We start from the raw sequence: 19836 nt of genomic DNA on the forward strand, positions 1-19836 counted from the left end.
TAACCATGAAGTTTCAGCAAAATTTGTGTAAGCTATTTGCAGACATTATCGACAATCTTACCTGAATAATGATCTGATACAATCGATAACTTTAGACAACGCTTTAGCAATTAAATTTTAGCGTATAACTTTTAGCATATAACTAGTAGCCAATAGCGAATTGAGCCAAGTTGAACACAACTCCAGTTTAGCCAACCATCAATTATAATATAATATTGATTAAATGCAGATCACTTTTTATCAACGCGCTACTTTAATAATTCACTCTGTCAAATGAACCAAAATGATGACTTTCATAAATAATACTTTGTTAATACCTGATATCTCATAATTAGTCTATTAATTCACCAATCTATTATCTTTTAGGCGCGATTCCTTTATCATCAAGTTTGATTAAAATTTCTTCTTTTTGATTCTTACGCACTTCCAACCAATGGATATCTTTTTGTGCGCCAATCATGGCATACAGTGCATTTAAGCTAACTTCCGGGAGTGTTCGCTTTAACTGTGCATAAATTTCAATCGGATCATTTTGCATAAATTCATCGACTGTATAAATATTCACCTGCGCCAACATCTGCTCGCTCTTTGGCCCTAATCCTTTGAGATCAGATATTCGGGCTATTTTATTATTTGACTCATTTGTTTGACTCATTCATCTACTACTCGATATGTTAATTAACGCAAACGTTAAGCATATGTCGACTTACAGCAAACTTTCAATTGAAAAAAAGTGATATAAAGTTAAGTAATATTTTAGCGCATAACTCATTCGGCACATCAGACTAGACAAATCAAAGGAGTGAAGATCGCAAATACCAGAAATAACAATTTTGGGAGAAAATTAACTGGCATCAGCAAGCTGGTCACGGTAAATTGGCAGGGGTTAAAATCAATCCTTGATACAAAGACTTCAAGTTATCAACACTGTTAGCTGGTACGCCTTGAGTAATCAGGGAAAAAAAAGTGTCATTAGTTAACTCATCAAGCAACACCTGATTAATTCTGGCAATTGCTTTTTTACCCCAATTATTTTTAGTACAAACAAAATGACCCACTTCAAAATCCTGTACATCAAATTTTTGTGCTTCAATCTGCTCAAGTGTTATCGATGCTGTTTTAATGTCTTGCTTTTTATTTTTACCCAGTTCAGCAATGGGTAACAAAACAACTTTATCCCGCGCGTTTAATTTTTCAATTTCAAACAAAGCGGACTCATCATAAAGCATATAGTCAACACGTTTGGCCAATAACATTTGAATACCTTGGCGACCAAGCCCTATCGAGTGTAACGTAATTATATTTTTATTATTGCGATATTTTTCGAAAATATCATCAATTACCACACCATATGAAACATACTTTTTGGTCACATAAATCAATGTTGGATCTTGTAGCAGCACCTCAAATGAAAGAGGTCTTTCTTGAGGAAATCGATGTAAATTATTTTTTAAAATAACTAACGAATTTTGCAACCCTATTCGACTCGGCAATGAAAATAAAATATGCTTTTCACGAGCTTTAGTTTTAAACATGCCATATGCGCAAATATTTTTACCCGCACGCATCGTTTGAACCATTCTGGCTAAAGGCATTTTTGTCAAGTGATGTTGGTATTCGGGAATTTGCTGGATAACCAGATTGAGTAACTCAAATCCATAACCAGTCACTTTTGAAGTTTTCTTATCAACATTAAATACTGGCGGATAATGAAAATACCCCCATTCAATCACCTCTTGGGCTATTGTGCTTTTGCTACTGAACAATAGGCAAAATACAACAACAGTAAAACAGCTCTTCATAACAACCTGGCAAAAAAACGCAACAACACAACTGTTTCAACATCACAACTGTTTCAATACCACAATAGTTTCAGTTTCAACAAACCAAAAATTTCAACAACACAATAGATTAAAAATAATTTAGCCATAAAATAATGACTAATTCTTAAACTTTAGCAGATTTTACCGCAAATACTTCGATACTTTTCTGCTGTTGAGATAATATTGCTATTAACACATAACTTATTAGAATAAATTCAGTTTATATTTAAAGAAGGTTCATAACTTTTCATTCAATTATTTTGGCAAATTTTTTAGTCTTACTCATTGGCTTTAATTTTGATACGCTATTCATCAACCACCGAATATGAAAAAGATGACCGATTAAAATCAGATGCATACATTGATTAAAAAATTTTAAACGGCTATACGGTTTTAACGAACTTTGCAGAATAGGCTTATTGCTTTTTATTCATCAATCAAAAAACTGTGAGCCCTATCAAAAAAACCAATAATTTTGGTCAGATAAGTCAACCAGGTATCAGATTTAAATAACAACAGGCTTGACCAGTCTATTGATACTTCATTAGTATGAACGCCTGAAAATTACCTGTACATGGAAAAATATCGATAATGAATCATCTAATATTACGTAGTCTATGGATTGCTCTAATATTTACGGTATCGGCTTGTCAGGCTGAAGAAACCGATAAAACAATAACTACAACACCAGCAGGCAACGCTTCTTCGTTGAAGAATCCCCCGGAAGTTATTGAACGCACGGCAAGTATTTCACCGAGTAGTCTTTCTCAGAGCAACGCGACAAATAAGCCAGTAAAACCAGCCGAATTAGATGCCGCCAGCCATTGTCAAATTCCAGTCGTCGCTTTTTCTAAGCTAACTCAAGAGGTTTTAACGGGAACCGATATGCAGCCTTTATCGGACTTTAAGTATCAACCAGCAGAGCAACAAACTGCCACTTACTCTTCGGAAAATGGTGGCGCTACATTAACTGTCAAAGTTGCAACTGAAAAAACATCGATAAATACGCAGCAGACCACGTTTCATATTACGAGAATTTATCAAGAACCTGGTTTACCCAACGATATAAAAACCTATTCACCAGTATGTATTCAAAATGAAAAACTCTACCATCCATCGTTAAGAGCGCTAACCACAGCAGATAGTTTATTGTGGCTGGAGCTGGATTCACAAAATGAATTTATCAGTGCTGATTTCTGGATACGACTCACCAGACAGCCATAACAAGGAGCACATTTGATGAAACCCGTTTTACGCAAAGGCAGCCGAGACAAGGCCGTTGAACAACTACAAAAATTACTGAACCAACATGACAAAAAGTTAAACCTAAAGATTGATGGAGACTTTGGGCCGGCAACTGAAAAAGCGGTAAAGCAATTTCAAAAAATTGCGGGATTAGTAGCTGACGGAGTAGTAGGCAATAAAACCTGGCATGCATTAGCACAAATTACCGTTGAAAAGACGCGAACACCGAGGTTAACCCCTCAAGCACCTCTCGCAGAAATTGCCGCACAGTATCTCGGAGTGACTGAAACGGGGAATAATCTGGCAGGAGACAGTGAAGCATTACTGGCCATTTTCAAAGCCGATGACTTAACAATTAATGGTAAAACCGATGGTTATCCTTGGTGTGCCGCATTTGTTTCGTTCTGTGTGCAAAAATTGGTAAAACGCTCACCTTATTTCTCAACCATCATTGCGCCCAGAGAAGCTTCGGTTAATCGCTTTTTAACAATTTGGGCCAAAAATAATAGTTGCCTCATTTTCCCGGCAAATTCAAAGGCTTTCTCGCCACAAAAAGGCGATATCGTGGTATTTAAATTTTCTCATATTGGTATTGTTGAAAATGTGAATGGCAATACCGTAACAACAATTGAAGGGAATACCAATGATGCCGGCAGTCGAGAAGGGAAATTGGTTGCTCGCAAAAATCGCAGCAAATCGATTATTAAATCTTTTATTCGCTTGCCAATTACGACCATTAAACTGAACTCACGGTTAGATGAGTTATCACGTTATTGCTGATTGAATTACAGTTTTATTTTTTGCCTGCAATGAATTTTCAAAGCAGGCATGTAATGAGTTATTCAATTTTAAACTGATTAATTAGTTTCAGCAGTTTTTTAATGTCTTCCCTTTGATTTTGCGTATCACCTTGTACCTGCTCAATTTCTTTAGCTGTTTCTTCAGACAGTTTGCGAATCTCGGCAACTTGTTGAGTAATTTCGTTAGAAGCTTTCGCCTGTTCACCTGTTGAATGGGCAATTTCATTTGACTGCGACTGTATTTCTGAAATCGCGCTGGCAATTGTCTGTAATACCTCTTGTACCAGACTCGACTTATTAACCCCTATTTCAGCATGTTCTTTACCCTTAACCATCGCATTGACCGCACTGCTAGCATTTTTTTGTAAGCCATCAATAATCAAGCGAATCGATTCGGTCGACTCTTGCGTGCGACTGGCCAGTGAGCGAACTTCATCGGCTACAACAGCAAATCCTCGGCCTTGTTCGCCGGCTCTGGCCGCTTCTATTGCGGCATTTAGTGCCAGCAAATTGGTTTGCTCTGCAATACTGATAATTACTTCGAGTACTTCGCTGATTTTTGCACTGTCATTATTGAGTGCATCGATAATGTTGGCCGACTCATTGACTGTGTTGGCTAGAGTTTTAATACTCTCGGTTGCTTCTTCCACCACCGCCACACCACGATTCACTTGATTGTCGGCATCTTCGGCTGATTTTAAAGCGGCATCAGAACTGGCAGAAATGCCACCAACAGAATAACTCAGTTCTTCTGCAGCAGTTGCCACTAGATCCGTTGAATCACGCTGTTTGACAGCTTTACGCGTACTGCTATTAGTAATTTCGGTAATTTTATCAGCACTTTCGTTTAATTCTTTTACCGTAGCAAGATTTTGTTGCATAACTTCCTGAATATGCCCAATAAACTGATTAAACTGGTTAGCAAACATGCCCGCTTCATTTCTGCTTTTCACATCTAATCGCGCGGTTAAATCACCTTCACCCTGTGCTACCCCTTTCATTGCTTCAAGCACTTCTTCGAATGGTCTGGTAATTCTCAGTGAAATAATCCAGATACTCAATGAAATGAAAACCAGAATGACAAGAGTAATCAAAACAGAATTTAGAATACTCTGCCTAATCGGTTTATCGATAATATCTTTGGTAATAAGTAAGCCCAGCATCCAGTCAACATGAGGCGTATCAAGCGAAATATGTTGAAAGGCAATTAAATGCGGTTCACCTTTCCAGATGACTTCAACGATACCATTTTCTTGACTTTGCATTTGTCGCTTAAATTCAGCAAAGCCATTAGTATCTTCAATAATGCCATCAATGGTGCCAATATCGCTGTTGGCTTTAACAATATCTACAGACTCTGGGAATATAATCGTTCTTCCATCTCGATTGATAACAATGGGTAAACCCTGATTCATAAATTTCAACTGATTTTCAATTTGTTGTTTTAAGGTTGATAACAATATATCGACCCCGGCAATACCCAATAGCTCACCTTGCTTGTTATACACAGTGCGTTGAATCACAGATAAAATCGTGTGATCTTTATAGTCCATTTGAGGCTGAGTTAAATACATGCGATCTTGTGCAATACCATTTTTCCACCAAGGACGAGTACGTGCATCATAGGGTGTGTCAGGTGTCCCACTAAACCGTCCACTTAAGGTGTCAAAGTATTCGCCGGTTCTGGCAGCGCCAAAGAAAAATGCCTTTGTAACTGGATCGCGTTTTTGTAAATTATCAAAAGTCTGAATAATACGAGGTAGATCTTTGTCTTCCGAAAGGTCTTGATCTTTAGAATAGTAATTATTAAACCAATCAATAAAAAATGGCGAAGCAAGCATCGCCTCAACGACTTCACCACGCTGTTTAATAAATGCCTCGATGCTATGCACCTCTTTTTCCAGCTCATTGGAAAGTCCATGTTCAACATTCAATTGTGTTTCATGGGCAACAGAGCGAATGAAAAATATCGATATCACAATGAGAATAATAGCCAGCGCGATAGACAAGAGCACAGTTAACTCGGCTCTAATCGAGTTGAATTTGAACATATAATAAAAAACCTAATTTTCCGAGGTTATATAAACTCTCGGTTGCTGTTATCAAAATACTCGTATAAAAAGAATTGCTGATGAGTTAACTCAACATTTTAGAGATGTTGAAAATTGATGATGATTGCTTAAATACAAACTCGTTGTAAAAATTATTGTTGACGGTAAAAGCTAATTAAAAGTTTTGACAAACCAATCACAATAATCGCTTATCTCCTTATCGAATATAGAAGATAAAAATTATTTTCTCAAACTTTAAGCTATTAAATAGCAATCTAATGTTGTCTTTTAAAAAGGCAAAATTTAATCATAAGCAGTACCATTAATTTCAGATTATTTTGAGGTGTTTTTTCTCAATTGACTAACTTTAACCAATAAAAATATATGGAAATAAGTAATTTGCAAAACTTTAATAGGAAAAAACTTAACAACTATTAGATAAGTTCAATTGATTTTCTAAGATTTATTCTCGCCGCACACTAATTCTTTAATATCACATCGACTATTATCGCCGGTTACTAGATAACGCACATGACATTCACAATCACCACATCGCGGTTGTGTATAATGGTATTGCATAATTTCATCGTAGTCCTGTTCGCCGTCATCTATTGCTTCCTGAATATCTTCGACGTATAAGTCATTACAGGTGCAAACCAAAGTCGGATCTTTCTTTTTGCGTTCGATATCCATCATTCACCTAGCTTTTAAAAGGGTATAATTTCATCAAGCCTCAGGCCTGTGTTTGAATGAATTAGCACTAATTTATTGAGAGCGTTTATACCAGAGTTTTACAGAAAAAGCTGCAAACAGTTCATATTTAATTAACCAAAACTTGAATTGAACCGTTTCATCACTTTATAGTCGAATGAGTTATTCAAATTTATGATTTTATTACGCTTATTCAATTTAACGGAATCTTAACTGATGATAAAACCGCTGCTTTTTATACTGACTTTAATATTCAGCTTTTCCTGTGGCGCGGCCAAAGAAATCCCTTTTCAGCAACTGTCATTAAAGACTGATTTTAAAATTACTCATCCAATAGATTCAGGGAAGCTTATTAATGACAAAGATCAACTGATCGCTATTGGAGAAAATCAACAAAAACAACGTATCCTGGCACTATTTGAATTTACCGAATCATTTAACCAGCTTCAACAAATACAACAAGTTGTCATTCCAGCGAATTTTCAAGCTTATGATTTATTAACCACCAAACAAGGACAACAAGTTATTTTTCAGACTCATAATGCCATTTATGCCTATTTGCCGGCGACCAATAAATTTGTCAAACGCTTGGACTGTCAGTCAATTTATCTCGATCAGCATCCGCAGTTTCTTGCCAAACGACAGTTGGTTAAAGATATCAATCAGGATGGTTTAGATGAGATTATCATTGCTGACTTTAAGCAGATTAATTTTTTTTGGCAATCGGCATCGGGTAAGTTTAATTTACAGCAACTCCCTATAAGGGCCAAAGTCAGAATTAGAGACGATGCAGCAACCTACAGTCAGGTAAACTTATTTTTCGCTGATATGACACAAGACCAGCGCCCCGATTTGGTATTGGTTGAAAATGGCGCTTTAACAGTATATTCACAGCAAGAAGCTCAATTTAATGACACACCAATACGATTTCAATTACCCATCGATGTGCGTGCTTTAGAGTGGTGGGAAGTAACCGAGTCTGACGGTCAAACCATGGATCAACACAATTTGCAATATCGTACAATGGGTCAGATTACTGACTTGAATAATGATCAAATTGCTGACCTGATTGTACGCTACAGTCAAACTGCTGGCGTTTTAGATCGAGAAAACAGTTTTGAGGTATTTCTTGGACGAATCGATAATGGCGTGTTGCTCTATTCGGCAACTCCCGACAGTTTAATTAAAACCGAAGGCACAACGATTGACTTTAAAACAGTCGATATTGATCAGGATAAACGTCTTGAAGTCATACTCACCAGCCTTGATATTGGCATTTCACAAATTATTGGTGCATTACTATCTGGCAGTATTGATCAGGATGTTGCCGTCTTTAAAATGGATGAACAAGGTCGTTTTAATAAAAAACCCAATACCAATAAGGAAGTCGATTTAAAGTTTAGTCTGTCATCAGGAAAAAGTGGCGCACCAGTAGTTGTTCTTGAAGACTTCGATGGAGATGGTCTAAAAGATCTACTATTGTCCGATGGTGAGAAAACACTGCGTCTGTATTCGGGGACACCGCAAGACAGACTGTTTGAACGGCGCTCGCTTAAATACAAAGTTGTACTCCCCAAAGATGGCAATTTGGTAGATATCAAGGATTTAAATCAAGATGGTCGACAAGATGTTGTGATCCGCTATGGCAGGCAAGACGATCAACAATTAACGAACCAATTTATGATTTTATTATCAAAACCGGCCAGTTAATGATCATCATATTTCGCTATTTGAAATTTTTCTTTGGCATCATTATGATGCAGCGATGTGCATTGAACATTTATTTTTAACTATATTATGAAAACAATTTCACGTTCAAATAAACTACGCGGTGTTTGTTATGACATCCGTGGTCCAGTACTTGATGAAGCCAGACGCCTCGAAGAGGAAGGTCATAAAGTTCTAAAGCTGAATATCGGTAATCCAGCCCCTTTTGGTTTTGAAGCACCAGACGACATATTGAAAGATGTGATCCACAATTTGCCTACCGCACAAGGATATGGCCCGTCAAACGGAATTTATTCTGCCAAAGTTGCCATTCACCAGTACTATCAAACATTTGGACTGTTAAATACCTCGGTAGATGACATTTATGTGGGTAACGGAGTCAGCGAATTAATCGTCATGGCCATGCAGGCGCTGTTGAATGATAGTGATGAAGTTTTAGTTCCTTCACCCGATTACCCTTTATGGACAGCAGCGATTAAATTATCTGGTGGAAACCCAGTGCACTATGTGTGTGATGAACAAGCTGACTGGATGCCTGATTTAGATGATATTAAACAAAAGATTACCAGTAAGACTCGAGCAATCGTTCTGATTAACCCCAATAATCCTACCGGTGCGGTATATTCAAAAGACATGTTATTGGCATTAACTGAGTTAGCCAGAGAACATGGTTTAATTATTTACAGTGACGAGATTTATGACAAAGTTCTGTATGACGGCCATAAACACATCCCTATCGCTTCATTAAGCGATGATATTGTCTGTGTTACATTCAGTGGTCTTTCTAAAAATTATCGAGTCGCCGGATTTCGAGTTGGCTGGATGATTTTAACCGGTCCCAAACGTCTGGCTAAAGACTACATTGCGGGCTTGGATATGCTCTCTTCAATGCGCCTTTCAGCTAATGTTCCAATGCAATACGCTATTCAAACCGCGTTAGGTGGTTATCAAAGTATTAATGATTTAGTCAGTCAATCCGGCAGACTATACCAACAAATGACCTTAAGTCATAAACTGGTCAACGATATTCCAGGTTTAAGTTGCACGCGTCCTAAGGGAGCAATGTATCTCTTCCCTAAAATTGACACACAACGTTTTAATATTACCAACGACGAACAATTTGTTTTAGACTTCTTACGCGAAAAACATGTGCTTTTAGTTCATGGAACAGCCTTTAACTGGGCTGCAGCCGATCATTTTAGAATTGTGTTTTTACCCCATCATGAAGAACTTGAAGCTGCCCTAAAAGCCTTGGGTGACTTTTTAAGCCATTATCGTCAAAGTTAAATTGACTAGCAAAGTTAAAAGTTTATTTGAGTTTGCTAAAACAAAACGGTCACATGGCAAATTATACTGATGTGTAATTTGCCACTGTTTAAACGATTCGATAGTTGATGTTGACACTGACTTTAAATAGAATTTTTTCCATACGCCTATCACTTAGTGCACTATGAAAATGGGGTGATTCAGGAATTGCATCCAAAGCCCGCTCGTATAAGGCAAATGAATCATCATAATTATGCATCGATGAGCCATAGCATAACCCGTCAATTTGCGGATAGGATTCATAAAATAACCGCGACCAGGCCCGCGCTCGTTTTTTAGGTCCACTATTAATCGCTGTCGATGTACCCACCCGAGTGACAAACAGGCTTTTCAAATTAAGTAATTTAAGTGGGCGCAATGGCTTAAACCCCACCAACCAGGGTTCTCTAAAATGGCGATCAATCACTCGCGAAACCTGAAAAAACTCGGCCACACAAACCGGACCATTATGTCCAACATACATAATGCCACGATCCTGCAAAAAACTATTTTGCTCTGCATCCCTCAACTGATGATCAAAGCGACTAGCAGTAGGCCCAAAATAACGAAAATCATACCACTTGACCGGATACTCACCGCGTCGGTTATAGATTCGCCATAAAATACGTTCAGAAGGGATAGTAATAATATCGTTTGCTTGTAATTCTGGTAATTGCTGCCCTACTTTAGGGCGTGGGAATTTTGCCATTAAAGCCCCTTAGCCAGTTCAATCAAGGGTTCAATTGGATGACCGGTTTGCAGCCATTCTTTAGGTGTCAGCGATTTATTTAATAATTCTGAGTATAGGTCTGCCTGCGGGGTGTTTAAAAAGCCATTGATAGTAATGGGGTGACAGCCTTTATCGATACTTTGTAGTACGCGGCGCATACCTGGAATTTCGTTGCCGTTATCATCAAATTGAAAGCGCGGTAACAACCAGGTGTTCTCAATCCCTTGAATGGCCAATAATGAGTGTTCACTAATACGCTGGCGAATACGACTGGGATTAACTTTTAAGTGTCTGGCCGCTTCGCTGGTATCAATTGAAGTGCTGGCAATGGTGGCATATTCAGCACTAACTTTACTAATTAAATCAATAACCTGGCTAGAGGATGGTGTTTCATGCTCGACCGGAAAGCCGCCTTCAATCAGTGCTTCTATTTCGCTTTTTGAAAAATCCCGCCTGGCATCCTCATCTAAATCACACGTGTAATTTTCTAGAACAAATTGATGGGCATACTTTAATACTAAGTTGTCATCAACCAGACTGGCTTTAAAATGGTTGCTACCATGTGTACTCATGATAATCCTCTAATTGCTCAAATCTCGAACGATTATATCGCAAGCTATCGACGTTAACAAACGGTAATTTAGTTGATTTTTGCATTAACCGCAAGGTTTATAGAGAGATTGATAACCAATTATTGTTTATTTTCGTTTATACTCAGCTCAATTCAAAGAGAACAGAAACTATTATGCGAGAGCTTTACGCCACAATTGATCTGGGATCCAACAGTTTTCACATGCTTACTGCCGCAGTCGAACACGACGAGGTAAAAATTCTCGATTCAATTTCTGATAAAGTCATGTTGGCCGAAGGCTTAACTAAAGAGAATGGTATCGCCCCCCAGGCTATGCAGCGCGGCCTTGATTGCATTGAACGATTCAGCCAGCGAATAGTCGAAATTCCACCGCAAAATATTCGAATCGTCGGCACTAATACGCTTAGAGCAGCTAAAAATGCGAATCAATATGTAGAGCAACTGGAATCAATTCTCGATAAAGTTGAAATTGATATTGTTTCAGGCATAGAAGAAGCCCGTTTGATTTATTTGGGGGTCAATCACTCATGGAGCAGCCTGAATCAGTTAACCAGCAATCTGGTGATTGATATTGGTGGGGGTTCTACCGAATTTATTATTGGTAAAAATTTCAAGCTGAAACAAGCAGAAAGTTTGCGCATGGGATGCGTCGCTTTTCGTCGCTTTTTTCCAGACAATATGATTAGTGAAGATAATTTTAAACAGGCCTACCGCGCAGCTAAATATGAAGTGGCTCAAATTGCCAGTCAATTTAAACCTTCAAAATATGAATATGTAGTTGGTTCTGCTGGAACCTTAAAAGCAATAGAGCAAATACTCATTGCCAATCAATTAACTGACGAAGGCATTACCTTAAAAGGGCTAAACACTTTAAAAAGAAAGTTACTAGAATACACTCGCATGGAAGATATGCAGATTGAAGGGCTCAAACCCAATCGACTCTGTACTATTGTGCCAGGCATCGCCATTACACTAGCCATTTTTAAAACCCTGGATATTAAACAATTACATATTTCTCGTGGCGGATTAAGAGAAGGAATTTTATATGATTTGCTAGGACGTCATAAAAAAGAAGATGTGCGCGAACGCAGTATTAATGCTATAAAAAAACGTTACCGTATTGCGGAAGAACATGCCCGTATTTTAAAAAGAGTGACCAATAAACTGGTCAGTAACTACACCAGCAAACTGCGCTTTACCGGCGATGATCATTTAAAGTTTTTACGCTGGGCCGTACAATGCGCACGGATTGGTTTAGCCATTAACCACAGCCAGTATCAAACACACAGCGCCTATTTGATTAAACACAGTGAACTCAGCGGTTTTTCCATTAAAGAACGAGTCATTCTCTCGGCAATTATTTTGAATCATCGTCGTAAGATAAATCTTGAAATATTCGATACCATTCAATTAACCCCAGATGAAAAAACGGAAATCATACAAATCGTTTTCGTTGTCAGGCTCGTCATGTTAATTGCGCAAAATGGCAAGACTAATCAGTGTGAAGATCTCCGCTTGTTTTTTAAAAAATCGCAGTTTTATATTGAAACCAGCAAACACTGGCTTGCCGATCACCCATTACTTGCTCACGCTTTTCAACTAGAAAAAAAGTACTGGAAAAAAGCAGGTATCGAATTGAACATTGATCATCGGCCTATATAAATTGGATTCATTTATTTCAGTAATAAAAGCAGCAACCTAAGCAACATTATCTATTTATTACTCGCAGCTGACTACCCAAGAATACATTACGTCATAGCAAGTAGAGGCGAAAATGAAAAAGGCGAAGTGAATTTCCACTATAAGTATTGGCCAGCTTCATTAGTATAATGGAACAAAGTGTTTCTTTAGCCATCATAAACGATGCTAGGTAATCGGTCTGCTCCACCTGCGTAAACATCTTTCAATACTCCAACTTTTTCTAGATGGAAAAATTCATCAACTTTGTTTGGAACATCTCTCCCCAACTCACTACGATGCGTCCGCTCATTATCAACAATATTCCCTGTGTTCAACACTCGCATCATAACCTGCTTTATCCTTAGGCTTAGCTTTATTTACAATTAACCGTCGCTCAGCTTCCACCCGCCGCACATGTTTTTCACGAAACTTTTTGGCAATTCCTGCTGCGGTGGGATTGGTATCGAGCAATTTATAATACTCTTCCAATGGCCAAAAATAATTGGGATCATACTCACCATTTTCAGCCCGATACCGCTCTAAGTATTCGATTTGATTATCGCCCCAGCCATAATCACCAAGGAAGCCCTCTAATTCATATTCATCTCTGATTAAACAGTTATACACTATAATCGTTTGAATTTTGATGAGGTGGACTAAATCATCGATGACATCATCCTCGGTATACCAGGACTGAATAGTTAAGCCGTGGTAATGACCAATTTTTTCGACAATTCGCCAGAGGTGCTGCGGGAAGTTTTGTTCGTCGGTCAGTCACTATTAAAACTGTTTGATAAAGATATCGTCACGGGTTTTACATTCGGTATTGATTTCAAATTCGAGCGGGTTAGCTTCAAAAAAATAAGGGGCAAATAAAAAGCGCCTGCGGCTGCGCGATCTGACGTAGAATGGGTCGAATAACATGGTACTAAGTCCTTTTAATAGGTGTTCATTTTTTGTTTTTTTAACGCCTTTGTCATTTGCGTTTTGGTTGAAGTGGAGTTTTAGGGTACAGTGGCGTAGCCCCCCCTAAAACGGAGCGTAGACCAAAACGTCAAATGAACAAACTTGTTACAAAGTTTTTTACACCAGTTCTTCGTATTCAGGATAATTACTACCAGCGGGCCGCTTTGATATATAGGCTTGCTTTAGGTTTTCAGCTGCTTGGTCGTAAGTAAGAAGCAGTTCTTGAATCTCTGCTTTATCCCGAACTGTTTCTGACTGCAGAAGCCCCTCGAAATACTCGATTTGCTTTTTAACTGACTGAATACTTACTAATAGTGTAGATAATGCTAATTCAGACATTCGATAGTTTCCTCTTCCGTGACTCTGCATTTCTCGCTAGTTGATCCAAAAGCCGGATAAACTGAGTTTTTGGCATGTCGTGATTAGGACTAATTGAATAATGCGTAGCATTAAAGCGTTTATTGTAGCTATCTTTGGTAATGATAAGACCGACAGGGATCTCTGTCCCTTCTGGAATTTCAAAATATGTCCAGCTCACATCCCCAAACGCACCTGTGCGATCAAACAAAGATGTTCCCTGCCCCAAAAGAGATTTGACAATTTCTACGCCATTTTCTGATTTTACAACTTCTACATCCGGTGCTCTTAGAACACCAGAACGGATTTCTCTTTCTTCAAAGTCTGGGTAAAGCGGATTTTTGCTATTAGAATTTTTATGTAAAGACCTCCACAGAAATAGCGTTAGACTTCCGACATATATCCGATCAAGCTGGCCTTTTGAGATTAATAAATTTTCAATTGTTTTCACTTTGAGACTCTCCTTAATTTCAATGGGTGTTTGTAACGCTCAATTCAAAAATTCAGGTTGTAGTTTAACCTGAATATTTTGCAATTTCTTGTTAACTGTTGTTTGAATTCTGAGTATACCAATCAGACCAAACTCCCTTACTTTCTCGTTTCGAAGACCACCAATGCTTTTTGGGTAGCGTCTTCCAAACTTCATTAAACGAACAATGTGCCAAAGGATCTTTTGTGGCGTCAGGACGATTATCAATCAGGCCAGTAAGCGCTCTAACAATTCCACCTTGAACTCGATCAATTGCTAAATCAGCATCATCCTCAACTAAACCATAATCTGATACGCACATTCTGATCATTGATTCATATGAGTCTGATTTACGAAGTGAGTCCATCAGAGCAAATGTAAGTTGCTCTTCGGTCTTTCCTTCGATAATTTCGACAGACATATCATCTGTCCAGCCTTCTGGTAGTGTCATAATTTATTCAGTTAACGCCAAGCGCAGCCGCAAAAATGCGCAGCATTGTTTTTTATCTGATGCCGCATCTGGTTAGGCATTTTCGGCTGTTTCATAGTTTTCAATAATTACATCCACTTTCTGCTCGCCGCATTGGAGCACTTCACCTGAAGCATTTCTTGATAGGTCAACTCCTACCGGTTTAGAAACAACTAAGGTCTCGTTATCTTTCCATTCAATAAGCAGATCGAGCTCAGTTCCAAGTGAGTTAACTGCACCCGCTCCACGTTCTCCTCCAGCAAAGTCGACTATTACCTGAGTGTTACTTGAGCCCTCTCGCGATGCTTCTACAATATAGGCTTCGTGGCCGGCACCTGAAACAACGGTCATCGTCCTATTTATTTCGTATGGAGTTTCAGCGTCATGTTTTGAGCATGAAGCTAATATCAAAATAAAAAGACCAAGTAAATTTCTCATTCTTGTTGCCTAACGCTTATTGAATGCACCAAAGCAATATAATCTGCAATAGACATTCACTTCATTTTGAAATTCATTAATTATTTCAAAAGTTTACCTTAAATTAACCGATTAGCAAAGTGCGGAAAGGTTGCTTTATTTCTTATAAACAACAATTGCATTTAAGAATATAACTTTATTTTCAATCAGTTAAAAAATAATTAAGCAATGTATCATGCAATCGCTTGAACGTAACGACTTATTCAAGTGGTATAAAATAATCTAAAACAAGGATGTTTCACCATGAATAGTCAACAAAAACCCAAGCGACTTACCCAAGTTAGAAATAAAATTCGTGCTTTAAATTACTCACTCCAAACAGAAAAAACTGATGTTTACTGGATTAGAAAGTTCCTCTACCCAATCAATGTATTTCAAGTCTCAATTTTCAAATAGACTTTGTTAAACAACTGCACCCAAAAGATAGACAAGAAAAAACGGCTCAAGAATTACTAGGGCATTCAGGTGTGAGGACGGCTCAAATTTACACCCATGTACTCAATAGAAATCCAACTGGCACTTTAAGTCCATTAGATAATCTTTAATTCATTTTATCCATAATTTAATTAAGGTGTTTAAGTTAAAAAAAAGAAACAATATTTTTAAAATAAAAGATAAAAAGTCATTTCACTTTTTTATTTTTTCAGCCCATTTTTTTATACACAAAATGGCTTTTTATGATAGTCTAACCAAGCTTACGGTTGGAAAAGGTTAAGCCGACTTGCGAAGGAATAATTGATTAAAATGATTGATTAAAAAACTGAATCAATCGATTATTTTTTAATTTAATTGTTTCGTCGAAAAGCAGGTCAGTAAAAACCGCCAACCTTTCAGTTAGCGGCCATTCAAGGCGGGTCTTCGACCACCCACCCTGAACTGGCAAATGCAATTACCTGTTATTTTGAAAGCTAGCGTTAAATACAACCATTCATTTTTGGTGAATGGTTTTTCACTCTCATCAAATTTTTATAATAGCCTCTCTCAATGAAGCAAGCCGAGAGAGCAAATTATTTTGAGTAGCTGTTGGGTAATTCAAATCATTCATTGCAATCACTAAAAGTTCTACTAAGACGAAACAGGACACCCCATACTCATTAGAAAATGCGCAAAATCATTTTATTAAAGGTATGAATTTAAATAAGCAAATTTTTAGTTAACTCAAACAATAAGACTCATTAAATCATTACCAAAATCAGCTTTTGCTGAGAACTAACTACGCTTGAAATTTGAATTTTCATTAACAGCCAACTCAAAATTCAAAATAAAACCGACCCAATAATTTAAAACCCCAACATCTTTTCTTTTCCTAATTTTATATTAATTTAATCAAACCCAAATGATTAGAATAACGAGTTATGGTTGTCCTTATTCATGTGTTATAAAATCCACGATTATCAGCATGAAAACCGTCGAAAGTTACTGGCTTTAATCTGTGATTGAATTCATCCAACTTTTAGATAGCGGCACTTTGAAAAAATATGGTGGGGATTTGTACGTTTTAATTGACAAAGGGAGTCATACCAACGCCAAGCTAAGCGGCGCGCTTTACAGCGTCCGCTTAAGCTTTTTGTTAGCGTTCTTCTGGCACTAACTCTGCAAGAGGAATGNCGCGCTTTACAGCGTCCGCTTAAGCTTTTTGTTAGCGTTCTTCTGGCACTAACTCTGCAAGAGGAATGCCGGTATCACTTTCTACTTTTTTATACTCATCTTTGGCATGCATGAACAGCAAGCCTAAAGTATTCAAAAATTCTTCGTGATCCTCGATATCCCTAAGCGTTTCACTTTCCAACAGAGCTTGATTGAATTTTATGGCATCTTGTATGGCTTGAATTAATACAGGGGCCATATTATTACTAATGTTCATTATGCCGATACCTTAACTAATACAGCGGCTAGTCTGTTTAGTAACTGCTTGAAATTTAGGAGTGGCATATCGAAAGCCGGGGCAATTGTATAATGTTTGGCTCCTAGCGCTATATTATAACCATCTTCCACTACAGCTAGACCATGTGGTATATCAGTTCCGGCTGGGATTTTGTAATATTCCCATTTCCCACGCTTAAATACATTCGGTTTATCAAAAGTACTAATACCTCTTGGCCGCTCTTGAACCGATACCCAATCAATACCATTTTTCTTGTAGATTGTTATATCTGCTGGTCGCACTTTTCCATTATTTCTTACAATCTTCTCTTCTACCATAGAGAAAATGAAGTCTTTACTACTAAGGTTTTTTGCGCACCATAAATTTACCGGGACTCTTGTATCGAAGTATTTCTCTAGTTCGTTTGTATCAATAAGTAAATCTTTTAAACTTTTCATCTTTTCCTCCTTTATTAATGATTCTGGAAATTCTCGCTAACGCCGATATTTTTCGCGCATAGTTTTGCATCAAAAACATTGTCTAGTTATAAACTTAGTGACCATCAAATTACGATTCGGCAGGATCGACTTGAATTACATTACAATAACTTGATGTTGTCGGTGACGTATATATCGTGACATTTCGACCAAGTGTCCATGCAGTCATAATCATAGTAATCATCGCAGTATTTTCCTGCTTTATTTGCATCCATGCTTGGCCACTCGTACAATTCTCTGGAACGATACTTGAATCAATTCGAACCAAAATTCCTGTTGTCACACTAGTGATGTTGGTTATCTTCCCATTAACATGACCAGGGCCTATAGTTGCTCTGACTGAATTCGCCACTGTGAGTGCCAGTACTAGAATTATGATATTCCTGATTTTCATTGCTTCTCCAATTTGTGTTTATAACGCCGCAAGCACACGCGGTTTTGTAGTGGAAGCCTCAACGGAAAAACCGTCGCTGTGCCTGACTTTGTGATAGCTAAATGGGGTCTCTACAGAAATTAAGAATTTGCTCACCGAAGACCGAGACAGCCTTTTCTGATAGACGTTCATAAAACCCCGAAATCTCAATGCAATCATTACCCGCATCAGCAGCTTCATCTTCATCTTCATCTTCAGAGGTTGCGTTAATAAGTTTTAATCTATTCATTTCTCTAAACAAGGATTCCAGAACGTATCTAGCCTCCCAATCGTTAATGCTTACTTCCAGTTCTCGAGTGTTCGCCATTTACATCACCTCCTTTTTGAAGACTTTATGACATTTTAGGGCTAGCTTAGAGAGCAAGCCAATGAATTCATCAAGTAGCATATTCATCACCGAAAAAAATGCTGTAATGTAAGCCTTTCCTTTACTCGAATTCTCTACTTTTTTAAGTTCACCTTTCTCTATTAGATAGTAGCCAGCTTCCCTATAAGGTAGAACCTCAATATCCTCAGCTCGAAACTGATTGAGGTAAAAGCTCACAGGAAATTTATCTATTCTGTATTTGTCCATAGCTCTCTTGTAAAGCTAACGCCAAGCTTTGCGGAAACCGAAGCAACGCGTAGGTTTTCCGCAAGAGCTTTTTGTTAAATTTTTTTATATAAGATGATCAAACTGGCCTTTTTTAAAAGCAGATTCGACGTAATAAATAGTTTTTTCATATATACCCATTTGCACATCATCAAATTTCTCTTCATGCTCTTCACAATATTGAGGGTGTTCATCATCATAAAATGGATACATAAGCCTAGCTTTTTCCTTTTCGATAACAGCTAAACTTATTAGCGCTTCGGCCTCGCTATCACTTAGAAAAATTGGTGGTTTTGTATCTGGGCTAGAAAATGCCTCTTTTAAAGCCTCGTATCCCTCATTGTGTACGATTTGTGAAATCTCTTCCACAAGCTCAACCGGCATTAATACTTCGCGCTTAATCATGCGTTTTCAACCTTCAATAATACGCCTGGATATTTTTCCACTATTTTTCCGTCTCGGCCTATTTTTATATCGCACGGCTTCATTAGAGCCGCTAACTCCGTCAACAAAGCAGTAAGCTCAATTACGGACATTGGCCTAGATACGTTTAGCAAGGGTGATCTTTATCTTTGATGTTGAATACCAAATCCCCGGGAATTCTACTTCCCTTGGGAATAACCCAGACCTGACCCTCTAAAGACTTCTTGGCAAGCGTTTCCACACTATCGGAAAACGAGAGACCTTTAGTTGAATTTGGGTATACCGTTTCTAGGCCAGACTTGGGATCAATTCGAACATCTAAGTCTTTTCTTCGTGGGCCATCTGCACGAGCAATTTTTGGCGACCGTGTATTACCTCCGCCTCGAAATATACCATGTAAATTGTTATAAACCTTCCAAATTTCATCTGGCCCAATGATTGTAAACTGACCTTTTTCAATAGAGTTGACATATAAAACCTCCTTTTATCTTGTTTAATTGATACTCTTAAATCTAACGCCAAGCTGAGTCGAATGCGTCTTTTTGCATTTCGATTTCCTGCGTTTTGTTAGTAGCATTTCTCAATTTTAAGCTCCCTTCTCCAATATTCTTCGAGTGTTTTTCC

The 19836-nt window shown here is 37.9% G+C and carries 24 protein-coding genes; 5 read left to right on the top strand and 19 right to left on the bottom strand.

Annotation, left to right across the window (positions count from 1 at the left end; translation table 11 throughout):
• Nucleotides 1–355: 355 nt before the first annotated feature.
• Both ABVT42_RS17425 and ABVT42_RS17430 read right to left on the bottom strand, forming a co-directional pair.
• Nucleotides 356–655, bottom strand: coding sequence for a TfoX/Sxy family DNA transformation protein (locus ABVT42_RS17425; protein ID WP_353895883.1), 300 nt, complete (start codon nucleotides 653–655; stop codon nucleotides 356–358).
• 211 nt (nucleotides 656–866) lie between these two features.
• Nucleotides 867–1802: a transporter substrate-binding domain-containing protein gene (locus ABVT42_RS17430; protein ID WP_353895884.1), complete on the bottom strand. Its 936-nt coding sequence runs from the start codon at nucleotides 1800–1802 to the stop codon at nucleotides 867–869.
• Nucleotides 1803–2414: 612 nt separating this feature from the next.
• Between ABVT42_RS17430 and ABVT42_RS17435 the strand changes: the two genes are divergently transcribed.
• On the top strand, nucleotides 2415–3047 hold the full coding sequence (locus tag ABVT42_RS17435; protein ID WP_353895885.1) for a hypothetical protein: 633 nt from the start codon (nucleotides 2415–2417) through the stop codon (nucleotides 3045–3047).
• A 15-nt stretch (nucleotides 3048–3062) separates the two neighbouring features.
• Nucleotides 3063–3848, top strand: coding sequence for a peptidoglycan-binding protein (locus tag ABVT42_RS17440; RefSeq protein WP_353895886.1), 786 nt, complete (start codon nucleotides 3063–3065; stop codon nucleotides 3846–3848).
• A gap of 58 nt (nucleotides 3849–3906) precedes the next feature.
• Here ABVT42_RS17440 and ABVT42_RS17445 read toward each other — a convergent pair whose 3' ends face one another.
• Both ABVT42_RS17445 and ABVT42_RS17450 read right to left on the bottom strand, forming a co-directional pair.
• Complete coding sequence (locus tag ABVT42_RS17445) at nucleotides 3907–5919, bottom strand: methyl-accepting chemotaxis protein (RefSeq protein WP_353895887.1); 2013 nt, start codon at nucleotides 5917–5919, stop codon at nucleotides 3907–3909.
• Nucleotides 5920–6375: 456 nt separating this feature from the next.
• Nucleotides 6376–6615: a (2Fe-2S)-binding protein gene (locus ABVT42_RS17450; protein ID WP_367024164.1), complete on the bottom strand. Its 240-nt coding sequence runs from the start codon at nucleotides 6613–6615 to the stop codon at nucleotides 6376–6378.
• Between the two features lie 231 nt (nucleotides 6616–6846).
• Between ABVT42_RS17450 and ABVT42_RS17455 the strand changes: the two genes are divergently transcribed.
• Nucleotides 6847–8340, top strand: a complete 1494-nt coding sequence (locus ABVT42_RS17455; protein WP_353895889.1) for an FG-GAP-like repeat-containing protein — start codon at nucleotides 6847–6849, stop codon at nucleotides 8338–8340.
• A gap of 87 nt (nucleotides 8341–8427) precedes the next feature.
• Nucleotides 8428–9645, top strand: coding sequence for a pyridoxal phosphate-dependent aminotransferase (locus ABVT42_RS17460; RefSeq protein WP_353895890.1), 1218 nt, complete (start codon nucleotides 8428–8430; stop codon nucleotides 9643–9645).
• Between the two features lie 88 nt (nucleotides 9646–9733).
• Here the strand turns inward: ABVT42_RS17460 and ABVT42_RS17465 are convergent, their stop codons facing one another.
• Together ABVT42_RS17465 and ABVT42_RS17470 are read right to left on the bottom strand one after the other, a co-directional pair.
• Nucleotides 9734–10372, bottom strand: coding sequence for an RES domain-containing protein (locus ABVT42_RS17465; RefSeq protein WP_353895891.1), 639 nt, complete (start codon nucleotides 10370–10372; stop codon nucleotides 9734–9736).
• Nucleotides 10372–10965, bottom strand: coding sequence for a hypothetical protein (locus ABVT42_RS17470; protein WP_353895892.1), 594 nt, complete (start codon nucleotides 10963–10965; stop codon nucleotides 10372–10374). Before ABVT42_RS17470 ends, ABVT42_RS17465 begins: the two co-directional genes overlap by 1 nt.
• 221 nt (nucleotides 10966–11186) lie before the next feature.
• Between ABVT42_RS17470 and ABVT42_RS17475 the strand changes: the two genes are divergently transcribed.
• Entirely contained in the window at nucleotides 11187–12647 is a 1461-nt protein-coding gene (locus tag ABVT42_RS17475; RefSeq protein ID WP_367024166.1) for a Ppx/GppA phosphatase family protein, read from the top strand.
• 185 nt (nucleotides 12648–12832) lie between these two features.
• Here ABVT42_RS17475 and ABVT42_RS17480 read toward each other — a convergent pair whose 3' ends face one another.
• The 13 genes from ABVT42_RS17480 to ABVT42_RS17540 all read right to left on the bottom strand — a co-directional run bounded on the left by ABVT42_RS17480 (nucleotide 12833) and on the right by ABVT42_RS17540 (nucleotide 19194).
• Nucleotides 12833–13003, bottom strand: a complete 171-nt coding sequence (locus ABVT42_RS17480) for a hypothetical protein (RefSeq protein ID WP_353895894.1) — start codon at nucleotides 13001–13003, stop codon at nucleotides 12833–12835.
• Nucleotides 12978–13292: a hypothetical protein gene (locus ABVT42_RS17485; protein ID WP_353895895.1), complete on the bottom strand. Its 315-nt coding sequence runs from the start codon at nucleotides 13290–13292 to the stop codon at nucleotides 12978–12980. Before ABVT42_RS17485 ends, ABVT42_RS17480 begins: the two co-directional genes overlap by 26 nt.
• Nucleotides 13293–13445: 153 nt before the next feature.
• The gene (locus tag ABVT42_RS17490) at nucleotides 13446–13589 is read right to left on the bottom strand and encodes a hypothetical protein (RefSeq protein ID WP_353895896.1); all 144 of its coding nucleotides are present in this window, start codon (nucleotides 13587–13589) and stop codon (nucleotides 13446–13448) included.
• A 159-nt stretch (nucleotides 13590–13748) separates the two neighbouring features.
• Nucleotides 13749–13970, bottom strand: coding sequence for a Tsi2 family anti-toxin (locus ABVT42_RS17495; protein ID WP_353895897.1), 222 nt, complete (start codon nucleotides 13968–13970; stop codon nucleotides 13749–13751).
• Entirely contained in the window at nucleotides 13963–14439 is a 477-nt protein-coding gene (locus ABVT42_RS17500) for a Tse2 family ADP-ribosyltransferase toxin (protein WP_353895898.1), read from the bottom strand. The genes ABVT42_RS17495 and ABVT42_RS17500 overlap by 8 nt, the downstream gene beginning before the upstream one ends.
• Before the next feature lie 91 nt (nucleotides 14440–14530).
• The gene (locus tag ABVT42_RS17505; protein ID WP_353895899.1) at nucleotides 14531–14908 is read right to left on the bottom strand and encodes a hypothetical protein; all 378 of its coding nucleotides are present in this window, start codon (nucleotides 14906–14908) and stop codon (nucleotides 14531–14533) included.
• 72 nt (nucleotides 14909–14980) lie between these two features.
• Nucleotides 14981–15364: a hypothetical protein gene (locus ABVT42_RS17510; RefSeq protein ID WP_353895900.1), complete on the bottom strand. Its 384-nt coding sequence runs from the start codon at nucleotides 15362–15364 to the stop codon at nucleotides 14981–14983.
• A 1678-nt stretch (nucleotides 15365–17042) separates the two neighbouring features.
• Entirely contained in the window at nucleotides 17043–17267 is a 225-nt protein-coding gene (locus ABVT42_RS17515; RefSeq protein ID WP_353898045.1) for a hypothetical protein, read from the bottom strand.
• On the bottom strand, nucleotides 17267–17725 hold the full coding sequence (locus ABVT42_RS17520; protein ID WP_353898046.1) for a Tse2 family ADP-ribosyltransferase toxin: 459 nt from the start codon (nucleotides 17723–17725) through the stop codon (nucleotides 17267–17269). Before ABVT42_RS17520 ends, ABVT42_RS17515 begins: the two co-directional genes overlap by 1 nt.
• A gap of 109 nt (nucleotides 17726–17834) precedes the next feature.
• Nucleotides 17835–18158 carry a hypothetical protein gene (locus tag ABVT42_RS17525; protein ID WP_353898047.1) on the bottom strand — a complete coding sequence of 108 codons (324 nt, stop codon included), beginning with the start codon at nucleotides 18156–18158 and terminating at the stop codon, nucleotides 17835–17837.
• Between the two features lie 97 nt (nucleotides 18159–18255).
• Nucleotides 18256–18504, bottom strand: coding sequence for a hypothetical protein (locus ABVT42_RS17530; RefSeq protein ID WP_353898048.1), 249 nt, complete (start codon nucleotides 18502–18504; stop codon nucleotides 18256–18258).
• On the bottom strand, nucleotides 18505–18771 hold the full coding sequence (locus tag ABVT42_RS17535) for a hypothetical protein (RefSeq protein ID WP_353898049.1): 267 nt from the start codon (nucleotides 18769–18771) through the stop codon (nucleotides 18505–18507).
• An 84-nt stretch (nucleotides 18772–18855) separates the two neighbouring features.
• Entirely contained in the window at nucleotides 18856–19194 is a 339-nt protein-coding gene (locus ABVT42_RS17540) for a hypothetical protein (RefSeq protein ID WP_353898050.1), read from the bottom strand.
• Nucleotides 19195–19836 lie beyond the last annotated feature (642 nt).

It is taken from the genome of Aliikangiella maris (assembly GCF_040719265.1).
GTDB lineage: Bacteria > Pseudomonadota > Gammaproteobacteria > Enterobacterales > Kangiellaceae > Aliikangiella > Aliikangiella maris.